The following is a 15,371-nucleotide window of genomic DNA, read 5'->3' as shown; positions in this document are numbered from 1 at the left end:
ATTTGTCACAGCTTCATGCCGTTTCCGGGTTCTCGATATTGCCCGCCTCTAGCAACAGGTTTATAATAGACTGAGTCTTTGCTAGATGCACCGGACAAAGGAGGAAGGAACCATGAGCGCTCTCTTGACGGGCACGGACAAGAGAATGGCCGAAATCGCCGACAAAGTGAACAACGGCGTACGCCTTTCGATTGAAGACGGCCTGTACTTATACGAAACGAACGATCTATTAACCTTAGGTCAATTGGCGAATCAAGTCAATCAACGCAAGAACGGCAACAAGGTGTACTTCATCGAAAACATGACGTTATACTTTACGAACGTTTGCGAGGCGCACTGCGCGTTCTGCAACTATCGGCGAGATCCCGGCCAAGACGGCGCATTCACATACTCGCCGGAAGAAGTGATCGCGTTCGCCGAGCAGCACTACCACCCGGGCGTGCGCGAATTCCACATTACCGGCGGCCATAACGCTACCGTTCCGTTCCAATATTATGTGGATTCGATTCGCGCGCTGAAGCAGCGCTTCCCCGACGTCACCATTAAAGCGTACACCGGCGCGGAAATCGAGTTTTTCTCCCGGCTGAGCGGACTCAGCTTTACGGAAGTGCTGTCGACGCTGAAGGACGCCGGCCTCGGCACGCTGACGGGCGGCGGCGCGGAAATCTTGTCCGAGCGGTACCGCCAAAAGATGGCCGTCGACAAAGCCACCTCCGATCAGTGGCTCGACGTGCACCGGACGGCGCATCGCCTCGGCATGAAGACGCACGCCACGATGCTGTACGGCTCCATCGAAACGATCGAAGAGCGGCTCCAGCATATGGCGTATTTGCGCGAGCTGCAGGACGAGACGAACGGCTTCATGGTGTTCATCCCGCTCGCGGTTCAGCCGAAGTCGAAAACGGCCGGTCTCAAGCGGCGGACGTCGGCGTTCGAGGATATGCGCATGATCGCCATATCCAGACTTATGCTCGATAATTTCCCTCATATTAAGGCATACTTCATTAATATCGGTACGCAATTGACGCAGATGGCTTTGACGTTCGGCGCATCCGACGTGCACGGCACGCTCGTGAAGGAACGCATCAGTCACGCCGCTGGCGCGACGACCGAGGAAGGCCTGACGCGGGACGAGCTGGTTTGGCTGATCAAAGGCGCCGGCCGCACCGCCGTGGAACGCGATACGTTCTACAACGAAATTAAAGTCTACGAATAATAAATAAGCCCTCGCTCTCGGCGGCCGTTCGATCCGAACGGCCTCGAGGCGCGGGCAGATTTGCAGATACAAGGAACAGTCTAGAAAGGAAGCCCCAACATGCGGAAAATTGTCATTCTCGGCGGCGGCTACGGCGGCCTCACCGTCGCAACCGAGCTGCTCAAGGATCGCCTTCCGGACGATTGCCAGCTGATACTCATCGATCGGATGCCGTTCCAAGGATTAAAGACCGAATATTATGCTTTGGCTGCGGGGACCGTGGCCGACATCGATTTGCGCGTGGCGTTCCCCGTCGACCCTCGCTTGCTCATGAAATACGGCGAGGTGCAAGCGGTCGATGCGGAGCGCAAGCTTATTCTCATGGAGAACGCGGATCCGATTCCGTACGACATTCTCGTCATCGCGCTCGGCTGCGTCGACAAGTACCACGGCATTCCGGGCGCACCGGAGTTCGCCTGCAGCATCCAGACGTTCTCCTCGAGCCGCGCGACGTATCAGCAGGTGAACGACGTCAAACCTTACGGTCAAGTGACGATCGTCGGCGGGGGCCTCAGCGGCGTCGAAGTCGCGGCGGAGCTGCGGGAAAGCCGCCCGGATTTGAACATCCGCATCCTCGACCGCGGCCCGAGCGTCTTATCCGCGTTCCCGGGCAAAGCGCAGGATTATGTTCGCTCGTGGTTCCTGGAGCACGATGTGGAAATGCGCGGCCACGTCGCCTTGTCGCGCCTGGAGCGCGGCGTCCTGTACGACCGCGACCAGATTATCGAAACCGACGTCACCGTATGGACGGCCGGCATCCAGGCGAGCCCGATCGTGCAGGCGCTGCCCGGCGAGAAGGACGGCATGGGCCGCCTGTTCTTGACCGACACGTATCATCTGCCGCACGACGACGCAATTTACGTCGTCGGCGATTGCGCCGCCCTCCCGTTCGCCCCGAGCGGCCAAGCGGCGGAAGCGCAGGGCAAGCAGGTGGCCGAAGTCATTCGCGCGCGGATGCGCGGCGAATCGGTGCGCCTCCGCCAAATCAAGCTGAAAGGCGTCCTCGGCTCGCTCGGCAAGAAAGCCGGCTTCGGCGTCATGGGACGCAGGACGCTGATGGGCCGCGTGCCGCGGCTCTTGAAGAGCGGCGTGCTTTGGATGTCCAAAACGCATTTGGGGTAACTTAATCGAGCGGCAGGTCGGCGAACGGGTCGACCTCCGCTTCGTTTAGTTTTTCGACGATTTTTTCGTATAGCGTTTCCGCATCCTCGGCCGCGACGACTTCGCCGTCGACAAGAGCGTACGGCTCCAAATAGCATTGTCCGCAATTGCCGAGGCAGCCGTATTCGATCGTCTCGACATCGGGCCGCTCTTCGAGCCGGCGCATGATCTCGTCCGTCCCGTGATGCATATTGTTGGTGCAAAATTCGACCAGTCGGTTCATGACGCCGCCTCCCGTTTAACTTTTTGAGATTTTGTAATATAATATAAGAGGAAAGGAGATGATTGCAATGACGACGAACACCGATGAGAAGATGTATGACGATGTGGTCGAAGTTTTGGATAAATTGCGTCCGTTCCTGCAGCGCGACGGCGGCGACGTCGAACTCGTAGATATCGAGGACGGCATCGTGAAGCTCCGCTTGATGGGTGCATGCGGCAGCTGCCCAAGCTCGACGATTACGCTGAAAGCCGGCATCGAGCGCGCCCTGATGGAGGAAATCGACGGCGTTAAGGAAGTTATGCAGGTATTCTAATGCCATTATGTTATGAAAAACCTGACGACCGTATCCGGTCCGTCAGGTTTTTTGTCGTTCACGCGAACCGATACCGAATCGGGTCGAAGCCGCCCGTCACGTCGACGATGTTGCCGGTGACGTAATCCGACGCGGGGTCGCACAGGAAGGCGATGACGCGGGCGACGTCTTCTCCGGAACCGGGTCGGCCCGACGCTTCCGGATCGGCCTCGCCGCGCACCTCGTCGATGCGCTTCTCTTTGTTGTTACCGCGAATATCTCCCGGGCAAACCATGTTGACCGTAATGCCGGAACCGGCTTCTTCGACGGCGAGCGTTTTCGTAAGCGAGACGAGCGCCACCTTGGCGGCCGCGTACGCCCCGCGATGCGGCCAGCCGCGCGCTTCGGCGGAGCGCCCGAAGCCGAAATGGACGATGCGCCCGAAGCCCCGCTCCCGCATGCCGGGGATGACGAGACGATCGAGCCGCATCGGCCCGAGCAGGTTGCCCTGCACCAGCATCTCCAGTTCGTCCTCCGGCGCGTCGGCGAAGCTGCGGCGCTCGCGGACGAACGGGCCGGCGTTGTTGACGAGAATGTCGATGCCCGAATCCAGCAGCCGCTCCGTCTCGTCGACGAGCCGCCGCGCCGAAGCCGGGTCCCCGACGTCCGCCCGCACCGCCGCCGCGCGCACGCCGAAAGCCCGCAGCCGATCGACGAGCTCGAGCGCGTCGCGCTCGCTCCGAACGTAATTCACCGCCACATTGCAGCCTAACGCGGCCAATTGCAGCGCCGTCATGCGCCCGAGGCCGCGGGCGCTCCCGGTGACGAGCGCCGTCTTGCCCGCCAGCGTCCGTTGACGTTCCATTCGCTTGTTCCCTCCCGCCGTCGATCTACGCCTTCGAGCAATACGTCAAGACGGCGAGCAGCGATTCGGTCGCCATCTCGTACCCGCTTCGCAGCGTCTCCAGGTTTTGCGGCAAATCCTCCACCTGCACCTTCCCGTCCCGCGGCCGGATGCGCAGCCGCCCTTCGTCGTCGAGCAGCTCCGTGTTCATCGCGTGAACTTCGTGGTTGCGCATGAGGCGCAGCTCGTGCACCGGATCGCGGAACCGGTTCTTGATGTCGTGCAAGCGTCGCGACAACTCCGGATGCCGGCGTGATTCCCGCAGGCAGCGAAGCACCGTAAAGTACGAATACCGCTCCTTGACGAGTTCCGCCCGCAGTTCGAACCGTTCGTTCAAGAACGAACCGAGCTTATCGAGCACCGAGAAGACGCGGATGAACCCGTTTTTGTAAAAATACAAATGTCTCCGGTACTCGGCCCTCTCTTCCGGCCCCATCTCCTCGACGTATTCGCGCCTGACGCCCGCCGCGAATCGTTCGGCGCAATAGACGCTCTGCTCGAGCTCGTCGTACGTCGTAGCGATGCTGCGAAGCCATGCTTGCAGCCGCTGCGGCTGCGCCCCGCCGGTCACGGCGTTCTTCGCGGCCAGCTCGTCCGCCAGCGTCAGAATGTCGCTCAGCGGTCCCTCGTCCTTACGCGGCGGTTCTTGAAACAGCGTTCGCAGCAAGCGAACGCACCCCCTTCTCTATCCGGCTTAACGGCGAGAAGCCCGTCCCGCTCCCCATACCGTGATGCTTAAATAACTGAGCACTGCGAACAGCACCGAAATGATCATCGTGTGCAGCAGCGTGGCGATCACGTAGCTGCCGGTCCCCATCAGCGCCATGAGCAGCGCGCCGCTCATCACCTGCGCAGCGACGAGCACGAGCGCCCACCGCGCGCCGCCGTATATGTCCCGGTACGAGGCGTACGCCCGCCGGGTGTACAGCGCAAGCAGCAGCACGACCGCGAACAGCACGTACGCCGCTGTGCGGTGCGTGAACGCGACCGCCGTCGCGCCTTCGAGCGCGTCCGGCACGAGCTGCCCGTTGCACAGCGGGAAGCCGGCGCAGCCGCCGCCCGAGTCGGTGTGGCTCGTATAAGCGCCTGTGTAAACGACGATGTAGGCGTACAGCGTCGTAAGCCACACGGCGGCGCGGTACCGACCCGCGATCGGCGCCTGCGCCTCCGCATGCCGTTCGCCTCGGTAATACGCGCGCACCGACGTCACGGTCAGCAGCGTGCACGTGAACGCCAGCAGCGAGAAGCCGAAGTGCAGCGCGAGAATGGCGTCCGATTGCGGATTCATCACCTGCGCGGCGCCGAGCCCCGCCTGGAGCACCGTAAAGAACAGCGCGCCCGAGGCGTACACCCGCGGGCCCGTCCGCCGGACGGCCGCGAACGTCGCAATCGTCGCGCCGAGCACGAGCAGGCCGACGATGCCGCTGACGAGTCGATGGCTGTATTCGATCATCGACGTTATCGTATAATCCGGAACAAATTTGCCGTTGCAGAGCGGCCAATCGTCGCCGCAGCCGCGGCCCGACTCCGTCTGCGTCACCGTAGCGCCCATGAGCAGCACGAGGAACATGCCGATGCACGCCGCGAGCGCCAGCGCTTTTACCCATTTTTCGTTTCGCATGTCGTTAACTCCCGATCCGTTTATTCATAAGGCCTGTCCGACCGCGTCCGCGCGTCGAACCGTTTCATTGCCCATTATATCGATTCGGCGGACGAAACGCTATTTTCCGCCTCTGAACATTCCTTGAACGAACGTCGAAGGCCGCCTATCGGGGGGACCCGAATAGACGGCCTTCGCGGCGCTGCCAACTCTCTTCGTTATTCGCGGCTCGCCTTGGCGAGCTCGTCGGACACCTGCACGACGCGGTCGAGGAAGCCTTCGATTTCCTCGCGCGTTTTGCGGAGCTTGCTGATGAACGACATCGTCTCCCGGCCTTCGCGGAACGCGATGAAGCTCGGGATGCCGAGGACGTTGTACCGCTCCCCCAGCTCGGGGAACGCGTCGCGGTCGACGACGACGAACGTAATGCGGTCCGCGTATTTCGCCGCGACGTCCGGCATGAACGGATCGATGTAATGGCAATCCTTGCACCAATCCGCTTTGAACAGCGCCACCGTCGGCTTAGACGCCGCGATCGCTTCGTCGAATTGCTCGACGCTTTGAATAGGGGTCATCATGCTCGCATCAAAACTCCTTCTCGATCGTTACGATCCCGAGTTCGCCGTTCCAGGAAGCGGCGCCCCCGAGCGCTTTCGTGATGAACGCGATCGGCACGAACGTGGCGCCTTCGACGAGCTCCGGCGCTTCCGGCAGCGTCTGCGCCGCGCCGTTCACGGTCGCCTTGCGGTCGCCGATCTTCATGACGATCTCGATGCCGGCCTCCGCGTCCTTGATCGTGATCGACTGCGCCGCGCCGTTCCAATCGACCGTCGCGTCCAGCTGCTCGCTCACGTAGCGGACCGGCACCATCGTCGTGCCCGCTCCTTTAATATACGGCGAAATGCCGTCCGGTACGCTCGCGTTCGCGCCCATATACATATCGAACGAATGGCGGGTTACCTTCAAGTCGTTCTTCAGAATGTCGTACAGCAGCGACTGCGGCTCGATGTTCGCGAGACGCTGCCGGGGCTTCGCGTCGATCGGGAACGGCGCCGTCGCGCCGTCGTACGACTTCGCATCGACGTCTCCGTTCACGTTCCACCAGCGCGTCTCGAACGCGAGGCGCACCGATTCGAGCCCGTCGCCTTCGCCTTCCGTCGGCTCGGCGTACAGCTCAAGGTTGAGGCCCGCCGGCTGGACGCCGTCGAGCAGCAGCTCCGCCGTGACGCCGCTGTTCGCCGAGAACGGCATCTCTTCCGCGGTCATCGCGTTCAAATCTTCCGACGCCGTTTGGAGAAGCGGCGCGATTTGCGAATAAATCAGTTCGACCATGAGCGTCTTGTTATTCAGCATGTTCTTCAGAACCGGGTCTTCCGCGCCGCCCATCGACTCGGCGATGATGGGCTTGAGCGTCTCATACAACGAAGAGATCAGCGCCTTGAGGCCTTCCTCGTCCGCCGCGATGCTCGCGAGCGCGCCGCTCGCCAAGACGACGAGCTCTTCGAAGTCCGCTTTCGCCGACACCTTCGTGAGCGTCTTCGACGCGCCGTCGATCGTTTCCGACACCGTGCCGACGGTCGTATCTTCCGGATTCGTCATATGGCCGAGGAAATACGAAACGATATCCTTCAGCAGCTGCTGCCCTGCCTCCTGCGCGAGCGTATCGGACAGCATCGAGCTGTCGAACGGCATGCCCGCGGACGCGTTCGCGCCGGCGAGCGCCGCGAAATCGAGCTCGAACGGCTGCTTCGTTCCTTCGATGTCCAGCACCATCGTTTGGCCCTCTATGTACAGCGCGAACGGAATGTCGCCTTTCGATAGTTCAATCGCACCGATCGCCGACATCGTCTGCGTATCTTCCTGCAGCAGCTCGTCGATGACGATGCGCCCCGCGCCGAGCGCCGCCGCCACTTTCGCGGCTTCCGCGCCGCCGGACGGATTCCCCTTAAATTCCCATTCCACCGTCGCCGAGCTCTCCATCGATTTCACGTCGTACATGGCGACGACCGCTTGATTGACATCCACGCCGCCGACCGCTTCGCAGCCGATCGCCGTCAACATCGACCCGGCCGCCATCAGCGACAGCAGGCCCCGTTTCCCCATACGTTTCAACTCTCGTTCCTCCCCATGGATCAGATCGGTTTCTCCCAAAAACCTTCTCCACCGATTATAGCCTCTTCCGAGCCGGAGTGCATGGAATTTTTTCTAAGATTTGAAAATGGTTCATGCGGGACGCGCGCCCTGGATACACTGAATCAAGACGCGGGGAGGGATGCGGGATGTCCGCGAAACGCGGGGAACGATCGTTGTGGAATCGGCTGTTCCGCCGGCCGGGCGCGTGGATTGCCCAGTGGTTCGGCGGCGGCGCCGGGCTCGGGGGCGGGGACGGAACGGACGGCGAAGGACGCATCGCGATCGACGCGCGGGAGCGGCGGCGGCTGCTCTCGCAGCTTCGCCGGACGGGCGCGGCGGAGGCGCCGGGCGCGGCGCTCGATGCGGCCGGTCGGGCGCTCGTCGACCGGATTCGCGCGGAGACGGCGGAGCGGAATCGGAACAACGTGACGCGCACGAAGGCGTACCGCGAGTTTTACGCGCGGCGCCCTGAAGTGCATTGGGCGTTCCTCGCCCACATGGTGTCGCGCAACGGCGGGTGGAGCATGACCGATCTCGAAGGCGAGCTGCTGCCGCGGCTGCTCGACGCCGGCATGCGGCGGCGGCTGTTCGACATGCTGGAGGACGCGAACAGCTTCATCTTCGGCGACGCGTATCCGCAGCTGCTGCTGTACGAGGAGAGCCGGCGGGCCGGGCGCCCGCTGTTCTCGCTGCTGCCGGCGTTTGGCGTCTCCCGATTTATGCGCCCGGTCTGGGAGCGGTTCTGGGAGACGGGCGATTCGGCGCTGCTCACGGTCGCGCTGATCGTCAACGAGCAGCACTTCATCGAAGGGCGCGTCGTGCGGCGTCCGGACGTGCAGGAGCACGTGCTTGCGACGCTGCCGTTCCAAGCGCAGTCGGCCCTGCAGCTGAATCAGGTCGTGTTCCCGTTCGGCGGCCGGAACGCGGCGGGCCGGCAGCGGCTCGCCGGGCTCATCGTCGAGGATTTCGGAAACCTCAAGGAGCGGATCGAAGTCGGCAAGCGGCTGTACGCGACGCTGTTCGCGCTGCCGGACGTCGCCCGGGGCGCCGAAGCGTTCGCCGCGGCGACGCCGCATACCGGCTCGCGCGCCGACTACTGGCCGGAGCTGTTCGCGGCGGTGCGCGACGCCCCGGCCGGCGCGCCGTACCGGCCGCGGCTCGAAGGCGAGACGCTGCTGCCCGGCGCGCCGCGCCTGTACAGCCCGCGGCTCACCGCCGCGTGGAAAAACAGACCGCTCCGGGAGCCGGAGCGGTACGATTGGCTGCGCGACCTTGATGAGGCGTGCGCGTATTTGTCGGATGCCCGCGCGGGGCATCCGTATGAGATGAGCGCCGAAGCGTGCTACGGGCTCAATAAGGTGGAGCTGGCCGTCGTCGCGAAGACGGCGCTCGGCTAGCGGACGAGGCGCAGCCGCCGCAGCGTCGGCTCGGCGCGCTCCCACAAGCGGCGCGCCTTCGGAGGCAGCGCGGCGGCGTCCTCCGCCTTGAACGCGCCCGTGCGCAGCAGCAGCGCCGGGTACAGCGCCGCCGCGGCGCCCGCCGTCAACGCCGTCTGGACGAACGCGTCCCAGAACGTTACACCGAACGGGTGAACGTATTCGTACGACGCCCAGCCGATCGCCGCGCCGACGGCGGCCTGAGCGGCCGCGGTGACGGCGAACGGCGCCACCCGGCCGCCGAACACGGAGTAGGCGACCAGCCCCCGCAGCGCGCGCAAATTAAGCGCCATCGTGAGCGCGAAGCAGGCCGCCGTTCCCGCGACGATGCCGTAGATGCCGAACAGCGGCGCCAGCGCGAGGGACAGGACGAGCTTCAGCGCGACGCCGAGCGCGATATGGCGCATCGGCAGCGCGGGTTTGCCGAGGCCGAGCAGGATCGAGCCGGACGTCATCATGACGACCTGGAACAGGACGGTCGCGACCATCGCCGCGATGACCCACGAGCCTTCCGCGTCTTTGAAGACGAACGTGTTCAGCGAGAAGGACGACACCGCCAGCACGCACGCGACCGGCACGCCGGACAGCAGCGTCATCCGGAGCGCCAGCCCCGTCTGCCGCTCGACCTCCTCCCGCTCCCCTCGAATGAACGCGCTCGAAATGATCGGCAAAATCGACTGGCTGAGCGCGATGGCGAAAATGACCGGGATGCCAGCCAGCGCTTGCGCCCGCCCCGTCAGCCAGCCCTGCATCTCTTGGGCGAGGTCCGCGCCGAACGCGGGCGTCAGCATCGGCTTCGTCACCAGCGAGTCGATCAGGTAGACGGTCGGCACCGCGAGCGCCGTCACCGACACCGGGATCGACAGCTTCAGGATCGCGCGGAAAATCGCGCGGAACGACGACACGTCCGCCGTGGCGGCCGCGTTCGCAGATACGCCGCCTTCCGGCGTCAGCGTCGCCGTCATCGGCACGGCGACGGCGTCCGAGCCGCCGCCGGCCGCCGCCGCCCGCGCGGGCGCGGCTTCCTCGCGGCGCAGCTTCGCGCCGTAGACGAGCATGACGACCGCCGCCGCGACGGCGCCGAGCACGCCGCCGAACGACGCGCCGGCCGCCGCCCACGCGAGCCCGAAGCCGAGCTCGAGCAGCGCGTACGCGAAGACGATCGAAGTGACGACGCGGAACATTTGCTCCCACACCTGCGACAGCCCGTTCGCGCCCATCCGCTGGCGCCCGTGGAAGTAGCCGCGTTCGACCGCGATCCACGGGAACAGCAGCAGCGCAGGCGCGAGCGCGCGAATCGCCAGCGTCGCGTTCGGGTCCTCGTTGAGCGCGGCGAGCGCCGGCGCCAGCGCGTACACGAGCGCCGTCGCGCAGACGCCGGCGGCGAGCGAATAGCGCAGCGCGGCGCGCCGGATCGCCTCTCCTTCGTCGGGGCGCCCGATCGCGTATTTCTCGGATACGAGCTTCGCGATCGCGCTCGGGAAGCCGGCCGTCGCGAGCACCAGCAGCCACATGTATACGTTGTAAGAGGTGACGTACGTCGCCATCCCCGCGTCGTCCAGCAGCCGCTGCAGCGGGATGCGCTGCACGACGCCGAGCACCCTCGCGACGAGCGCCGCCCCGGCCAAAATCAATGTACCCTTCAGTAACGTTTTGCCGCTCAGAAAAAACGCCTCATTTCCGCAAAATCCCCAATGAAAGTAAAGATGATTACACGATCCAAAGCACGAAGATGACGATCATCACGAGCTGCAGCGCGACCTTGACGACCATGCTCGAAAACAAGCCGACCAGCGCGCCGAGCCCGACTTTGAGCGCCGGCATCGGCTTCGCGCCGACCGCGAGCTCCCCGAGCGCCGCGCCGACGAACGGGCCGATCAAGAGCCCGAACGCCGGAATGACGAACGGTCCGACGATCAGCCCGATCGTGCTCCCGATCACGGAGGCCCGGCTGCCGCCGAATTTCTTGACCCCGAGCGCGCCGACGGCGTAATCGGCCGCGAACAGCGCCGCCACGATCAACGTCTGCACCGTCCAAAACCAAAGCCCGAACGCGTCCCAGCCGAAGAAAAATCCGTAGACGAAAAACCCGGCGTAAACGGCCAGCGCCCCCGGAAGGACCGGGTACACCGCGCCGGCCATCCCGACCGCGAACAAAGCGACGACGAGCGTCCAACCGAGGATGTCCATGCTTCTCCCCCTCGCTTACAGCAAATACGTGCGTATGACGTGCGCGACCCCGTCTTCTTCGTTCGTGAGCGTCACCGCGTCGGCGATCCGCTTCACTTCCTCCTGCGCGTTCCCCATCGCGACGCCGAGCCCCGCTTCGACGATCATCGCCGCGTCGTTCAAGCTATCCCCGCAAGCGACGATCTCGTCCATGCCGATGCCGAGCAGCGCGCACACCTCCCGAAGGCCGGACGCCTTCGACACGCCGGGCGGGTTCAGTTCCAGGTTGTACGGGTGGGAGTTCGTCGTCTCGAACGCGCCGATGGCGCGAATGCCCTCCGTTACGCCCGCCCGCGCGGCTTCGTCCTCGGAGTAATAACCGAATTTCAGCCATTCCGTCGAGTGGACGTCTTCGATCCAGTCGGTTTTATTGTACACTCGCTCGACGCTGTACGCCCAATACCACGTATCGTAGCGCAGCGCCAGCTCCCGCAGCGCGGCGACGTCGGACGCCTTCATCGTCCTGCGCGTCCGCAGCTCCGCCGGCGACGTCCACACTTCGCCGCCGTTCACGAGCACCATCGGCGACGTTAATCCGAGCTGCTCCGCGTACGGCAGCGCGCTGGCATAGCCCCGCCCCGTGGCGAAGCAAACCGTGACGCCGGCGTCGATCGCGGCGCGGATCCACCGCTCGTTTTCCGCGGATATTTCGCTTTTCTCGTTCAGCAATGTGCCGTCCATATCTAACGCCAACAACTTATACGGCTTCCCCATCCATCCCGCTCCTTCCGATCTAGGTCACCCCGATTTATTTTATATGAAGTTTGTCGAGATTCCAAAAAAAAGGGTAGGCAAACGCCTCAAAACAAGTTAAAGTTAATATAGGACTTGTTTCGACATTTTGCGACATATTTCTCATGTAGGTGCTTAGCATGTACGATAAATTAACCATTGCCTTAGAAATGGCCTTGATATCCACAATCCCCCAGGCTTTCGCCTGTCTCTTTTTTACGTTGACGTTCTGGGGCTACCGCGTTCCCGGCCTCTTTCGCCGGTTGACGACGTTCTCCCTGCTTACCGCGGTATCCTTCGCCGGTCTGATGATGCTGCCGGAATCGCTCCGGCCGCTTAGCTTCGTCAGCCATTTTCTGCTCGTCGCGATCGTGCTGCGGGATCGCAGCTGGCGGGAACGCCTGACGATCTTGGCAACGCTGGTGGTGCTGTATCACATCATCGAAATTACCGCCGCGGTCACGGCCATTTGGGTCGGCACCGCGGAGATGGAAGGGCTGGCGGCGGATCCGCGCAGCGTCGTCCCTTACTTGCTGTTTTACAACGCGATTCTCGCGGCGGCCGCCTCGAGCATGCGGTATGTCCGCGTTTCGCCGGGACGCTCCATCCATCAGTTCCTGAGCCTGAAGCAGAACCGGCTGCTGACCGGACTGGCGGCGCTCTTCGTGGCGAACGTCGTATTCTCGACGACGCTCGTCTATTACGTCCTTGACAGCAATCCGCTCGCCGCGGGACTCGCGCTCGTCTTGATGTCGTTCATCAGCATTTTGATTTTATTTTTCACGATTCGCTCGATTTCGCTCGTGAAAAACCAAGCGATTCTGACGACGCAAGAGACGTACATCGAAGAAATCAACAATCTGTTCACGACGATTCGCGGTCAGCGGCACGACTTCCTCAACCATGTGCAGGTCATTCAAGCGTTCGTCCGCAAAGGCAAAACGGAGGAGCTCGAACGGTACGTCTCCGAGCTCGTCGGCGAAATCGTGGAAATCAACGATTTGATCCAAATCGGTCACCCGGCGCTGGCGGCGCTGATCAAATCGAAGCTCGTGTACGCGCTGGATCGGAAAATCAGCCTGCGATATTCGTTCGAAGGGATGGAGAGGATCGGCCGCGGCATCGCTTCCGTCGATTACGTGAAAATCGCCGGCAACTTGCTCGACAACGCGCTGGACGAGGTGCTGCGATGCCCGCCGGAAGACCGATGGGTCGAAATCGAGGGCTGGACGGACGACGAAAACTTTTACCTGACCGTTTCGAACCCTGCGTATTCGGTGACGGAGGAGCAAAAGGTCAACATGTTCACGCCCGGCTACACGACGAAAACGGACGGCAAACACTCGGGGATCGGCCTCTCGATCGTCAAGGAACGCGTCGGGTTTTACCAAGGCGAGCTGGACGTCGAATCCGAGCCGGACCACGTCCTTTCCTTCCGCGTCCGCCTGCCGCTTCGCCTCCCGTCGATCTCCTCGTAACCGCATAGACGAACGCAAAACCGCCCGCTCGGCTTGCGAACGGCGACCTCTTCCGGGTCCCGATTCGCAAACGCCGACGGGCGGTTTTTATTGATGCGGCGTTATTCGGACGTCCGCGCGCCGCCTCGGAGCCGCAGCGCCCGGCGGACGACGCCGTGGCGCGGCGAGAACAGCAGCGTAATCGCGAATAGGACGCCCGATACGGCGACCGTCGCGCCCGTGATGGACGACTCCAGCCAGGCGGCCGCCGCGTAGCCGAGCAGCACGCTGACGGCGCCGTAGCCGATGCTGTACGCGATCATGACGGACAGCCGTTCCGTCATCAAGTACGCGCTGGCCGGCGGGATGACGAGCATGCCGAGCACGAGGATGGCGCCGACGCTTTCGAAGGAGGCAACCGTCGTGACGCTGACGAGCCCCATCAGCGCGTAATGGAACAGCGCCGCGGGGATGCCGACGGCGGCCGCCATCGCCGGGTCGAACGCGCACAGCTTGAACTGTTTGTAGAACGCGCCGATGACGCCGGCGCTCAGAAGCAGCGCGAGGCCGAGCGCCCAGAGCGACTTCGGGCCGATGTCCGCGCCGAACAGCTCCAGCTTCGTCCAGGGCGCATAGTTGATTTCGCCGAACAGGACGCAGTCGAGATCGAGGTCGACCCGGTCGGCGTACAGGCTGACGAGGACGACGCCGACGGAAAACATCGCGGTGAAAATGACGCCGATCGACGCGTCCGACTGCACGCCTTGCCGGTGAAACCATTGGATCAGAAACACCGCGAGCAAGCCGACGACCGACGCCGCCGCCAGCATCCAGAGCGAATCGCGGGAGCCGGTCATCAGGAACGCAATGACGATGCCGGGCAGCACCGCGTGCGAAATGGCGTCCCCGATCATCGCCATGTTCCGCAGCAGCAGGAAGCAGCCGACGAGCGCGCAGGCGGTGGAAGCGAGCAGGCCGGTCGCCAAAATAACGATTTCGTTCGTGCTCACGACGCGGACACCTCCTTCTTCGCCGAGCCGATCCGCGCGCTTTGCTCTCGCTCGAGGTCGCGCTTCACCCGCGCCCGCAGCAGCCGCTTCGCGACAAGGCCGCGCTTCGGCGCGAACAGCACCGAAACGACGAACACTCCCGTCACCGCGAGCACGGCGAGCGGACCGGTCGGCAGCCGGTTCGCCGCCGCGCTGAACAGCGTGCCGATCGCCCCGCCGAGCGCCCCGAAGGCGCCCGCCAAGACGACCATGACGCCGAGCCGGTCGGTCCAATAGCGCGCGGCTACGGCGGGCGTGATGAGCATCGACGCCATCAGCACGACGCCGACCGCTTGAATGCCGACGACGACGGCGATGACGAGCAGCAGCATCAAAAATTGTTCCAGCGCCGCCGTCTTGTAGCCGATCATCCGCGCGAATTCGGCGTCGAAGCTGATCAGCTTGAACTGCTTGAAGAACAGCGCGCAAACCGCGATCAAGAACGCGGCGAGCCCCGCCATCGTGTACACGTCGGATTGAATCATCGAGGCCGCCTGCCCGAACAAAAATTTGTCGAGCCCTGCCTGGCTGCCGCTGCCGGACTGCTGGATGCGAGTCAGCAGCATGATGCCGAGGCCGAAGAAGGCCGACAGCACGATCGCGAGCGCCGCGTCGGTTTTGATCCGGCTGTGCCTCGTGATGAAGCCGATGCCGAACGTCGCGACGGCGCCCGCCGCGGCGGCGCCGAGCATGAACAGCCAGAGCGACTTCGTACCCGTCAGCAGGAACGCGATGCAGACGCCTGGGAGCGCCGCATGGCTAAGCGCGTCGCCCATGAGCGACTGTTTGCGCAGATAAGCGAAGCTGCCGAGCACCCCGCTGCTCATGCCGAGCAGCATCGTGGCGAGCAAAATCCACTGCATGTTCGGATCGAGCAGCAATTCCGCGATCCCCATGCCG

At 63.5% G+C, this 15,371-nt stretch carries 16 protein-coding genes; 5 read left to right on the top strand and 11 right to left on the bottom strand.

What is annotated here, in order from left to right:
* Nucleotides 1-112: 112 nt before the first annotated feature.
* Both mqnE and VE009_RS06920 read left to right on the top strand, forming a co-directional pair.
* Nucleotides 113-1,216 carry an aminofutalosine synthase MqnE gene (mqnE, locus tag VE009_RS06925; protein WP_325006646.1) on the top strand — a complete coding sequence of 368 codons (1,104 nt, stop codon included), beginning with the start codon at nt 113-115 and terminating at the stop codon, nt 1,214-1,216.
* 99 nt (nt 1,217-1,315) lie between these two features.
* Entirely contained in the window at nt 1,316-2,377 is a 1,062-nt protein-coding gene (locus VE009_RS06920; protein ID WP_325006645.1) for an NAD(P)/FAD-dependent oxidoreductase, read from the top strand.
* A 1-nt stretch (nt 2,378) separates the two neighbouring features.
* Here VE009_RS06920 and VE009_RS06915 read toward each other — a convergent pair whose 3' ends face one another.
* Nucleotides 2,379-2,639, bottom strand: coding sequence for a YuzB family protein (locus VE009_RS06915; protein WP_325006644.1), 261 nt, complete (start codon nt 2,637-2,639; stop codon nt 2,379-2,381).
* 67 nt (nt 2,640-2,706) lie between these two features.
* On the opposite strand from VE009_RS06915, the gene VE009_RS06910 reads away from it, so the two are divergent.
* Complete coding sequence (locus tag VE009_RS06910; RefSeq protein ID WP_325006643.1) at nt 2,707-2,952, top strand: NifU family protein; 246 nt, start codon at nt 2,707-2,709, stop codon at nt 2,950-2,952.
* 58 nt (nt 2,953-3,010) lie between these two features.
* Here VE009_RS06910 and VE009_RS06905 read toward each other — a convergent pair whose 3' ends face one another.
* The 5 genes from VE009_RS06905 to VE009_RS06885 form a co-directional block, all read right to left on the bottom strand.
* Nucleotides 3,011-3,796 carry an SDR family oxidoreductase gene (locus VE009_RS06905; protein WP_325006642.1) on the bottom strand — a complete coding sequence of 262 codons (786 nt, stop codon included), beginning with the start codon at nt 3,794-3,796 and terminating at the stop codon, nt 3,011-3,013.
* A gap of 25 nt (nt 3,797-3,821) precedes the next feature.
* Nucleotides 3,822-4,502: a Cthe_2314 family HEPN domain-containing protein gene (locus VE009_RS06900; protein WP_325006641.1), complete on the bottom strand. Its 681-nt coding sequence runs from the start codon at nt 4,500-4,502 to the stop codon at nt 3,822-3,824.
* A gap of 27 nt (nt 4,503-4,529) precedes the next feature.
* The gene (locus tag VE009_RS06895; protein ID WP_325006640.1) at nt 4,530-5,456 is read right to left on the bottom strand and encodes a COX15/CtaA family protein; all 927 of its coding nucleotides are present in this window, start codon (nt 5,454-5,456) and stop codon (nt 4,530-4,532) included.
* Nucleotides 5,457-5,653: 197 nt separating this feature from the next.
* Nucleotides 5,654-6,010: a thioredoxin family protein gene (locus tag VE009_RS06890; protein ID WP_325006693.1), complete on the bottom strand. Its 357-nt coding sequence runs from the start codon at nt 6,008-6,010 to the stop codon at nt 5,654-5,656.
* 10 nt (nt 6,011-6,020) lie between these two features.
* On the bottom strand, nt 6,021-7,538 hold the full coding sequence (locus VE009_RS06885; protein WP_325006692.1) for a copper amine oxidase N-terminal domain-containing protein: 1,518 nt from the start codon (nt 7,536-7,538) through the stop codon (nt 6,021-6,023).
* 176 nt (nt 7,539-7,714) lie between these two features.
* On the opposite strand from VE009_RS06885, the gene VE009_RS06880 reads away from it, so the two are divergent.
* Nucleotides 7,715-8,965 (top strand): DUF2515 family protein, encoded by a 1,251-nt coding sequence (locus tag VE009_RS06880; protein WP_325006639.1) that lies wholly within the window; start codon nt 7,715-7,717, stop codon nt 8,963-8,965.
* Here VE009_RS06880 and VE009_RS06875 read toward each other — a convergent pair.
* From VE009_RS06875 to VE009_RS06865, 3 genes are all read right to left on the bottom strand, one after another.
* Complete coding sequence (locus VE009_RS06875) at nt 8,962-10,650, bottom strand: polysaccharide biosynthesis protein (protein ID WP_325006691.1); 1,689 nt, start codon at nt 10,648-10,650, stop codon at nt 8,962-8,964. The genes VE009_RS06880 and VE009_RS06875 overlap by 4 nt on opposite strands.
* Before the next feature lie 64 nt (nt 10,651-10,714).
* Nucleotides 10,715-11,194: a DUF456 domain-containing protein gene (locus VE009_RS06870; protein WP_325006638.1), complete on the bottom strand. Its 480-nt coding sequence runs from the start codon at nt 11,192-11,194 to the stop codon at nt 10,715-10,717.
* Between the two features lie 15 nt (nt 11,195-11,209).
* Entirely contained in the window at nt 11,210-11,947 is a 738-nt protein-coding gene (locus VE009_RS06865; protein WP_325006637.1) for a Cof-type HAD-IIB family hydrolase, read from the bottom strand.
* Nucleotides 11,948-12,105: 158 nt separating this feature from the next.
* On the opposite strand from VE009_RS06865, the gene VE009_RS06860 reads away from it, so the two are divergent.
* Nucleotides 12,106-13,443, top strand: a complete 1,338-nt coding sequence (locus tag VE009_RS06860) for a sensor histidine kinase (RefSeq protein WP_325006636.1) — start codon at nt 12,106-12,108, stop codon at nt 13,441-13,443.
* Nucleotides 13,444-13,544: 101 nt separating this feature from the next.
* Here the strand turns inward: VE009_RS06860 and VE009_RS06855 are convergent, their stop codons facing one another.
* Together VE009_RS06855 and VE009_RS06850 are read right to left on the bottom strand one after the other, a co-directional pair.
* Complete coding sequence (locus VE009_RS06855) at nt 13,545-14,432, bottom strand: metal ABC transporter permease (protein ID WP_325006635.1); 888 nt, start codon at nt 14,430-14,432, stop codon at nt 13,545-13,547.
* Nucleotides 14,429-15,367 (bottom strand): metal ABC transporter permease, encoded by a 939-nt coding sequence (locus VE009_RS06850; RefSeq protein ID WP_325006634.1) that lies wholly within the window; start codon nt 15,365-15,367, stop codon nt 14,429-14,431. The genes VE009_RS06855 and VE009_RS06850 overlap by 4 nt, the downstream gene beginning before the upstream one ends.
* Between the last annotated feature and the right edge of the window lie 4 nt (nt 15,368-15,371).

This window comes from Paenibacillus sp. (genome assembly GCF_035645195.1).
In the GTDB taxonomy this organism is placed as follows: domain Bacteria; phylum Bacillota; class Bacilli; order Paenibacillales; family YIM-B00363; genus Paenibacillus_AE.
The sequence above is the reverse complement of the archived record's forward strand: the minus strand, read 5'-3'. Positions and strand labels throughout refer to the sequence as shown.

Excerpts from the sequence above, each read along its gene's own strand:
- VE009_RS06885 (WP_325006692.1), bottom strand. The coding sequence starts at position 7,538 with ATGGGGAAACGGGGCCTGCTGTCGCTGATGGCGGCCGGGTCGATGTTG.
- VE009_RS06920 (WP_325006645.1), top strand. The coding sequence starts at position 1,316 with ATGCGGAAAATTGTCATTCTCGGCGGCGGCTACGGCGGCCTCACCGTC.
- VE009_RS06860 (WP_325006636.1), top strand. The coding sequence starts at position 12,106 with ATGTACGATAAATTAACCATTGCCTTAGAAATGGCCTTGATATCCACA.
- VE009_RS06880 (WP_325006639.1), top strand. The coding sequence starts at position 7,715 with ATGTCCGCGAAACGCGGGGAACGATCGTTGTGGAATCGGCTGTTCCGC.
- mqnE (WP_325006646.1), top strand. The coding sequence starts at position 113 with ATGAGCGCTCTCTTGACGGGCACGGACAAGAGAATGGCCGAAATCGCC.
- VE009_RS06895 (WP_325006640.1), bottom strand. The coding sequence starts at position 5,456 with ATGCGAAACGAAAAATGGGTAAAAGCGCTGGCGCTCGCGGCGTGCATC.
- VE009_RS06890 (WP_325006693.1), bottom strand. The coding sequence starts at position 6,010 with ATGACCCCTATTCAAAGCGTCGAGCAATTCGACGAAGCGATCGCGGCG.
- VE009_RS06905 (WP_325006642.1), bottom strand. The coding sequence starts at position 3,796 with ATGGAACGTCAACGGACGCTGGCGGGCAAGACGGCGCTCGTCACCGGG.
- VE009_RS06915 (WP_325006644.1), bottom strand. The coding sequence starts at position 2,639 with ATGAACCGACTGGTCGAATTTTGCACCAACAATATGCATCACGGGACG.
- VE009_RS06865 (WP_325006637.1), bottom strand. The coding sequence starts at position 11,947 with ATGGGGAAGCCGTATAAGTTGTTGGCGTTAGATATGGACGGCACATTG.
- VE009_RS06910 (WP_325006643.1), top strand. The coding sequence starts at position 2,707 with ATGACGACGAACACCGATGAGAAGATGTATGACGATGTGGTCGAAGTT.
- VE009_RS06870 (WP_325006638.1), bottom strand. The coding sequence starts at position 11,194 with ATGGACATCCTCGGTTGGACGCTCGTCGTCGCTTTGTTCGCGGTCGGG.
- VE009_RS06850 (WP_325006634.1), bottom strand. The coding sequence starts at position 15,367 with ATGGGGATCGCGGAATTGCTGCTCGATCCGAACATGCAGTGGATTTTG.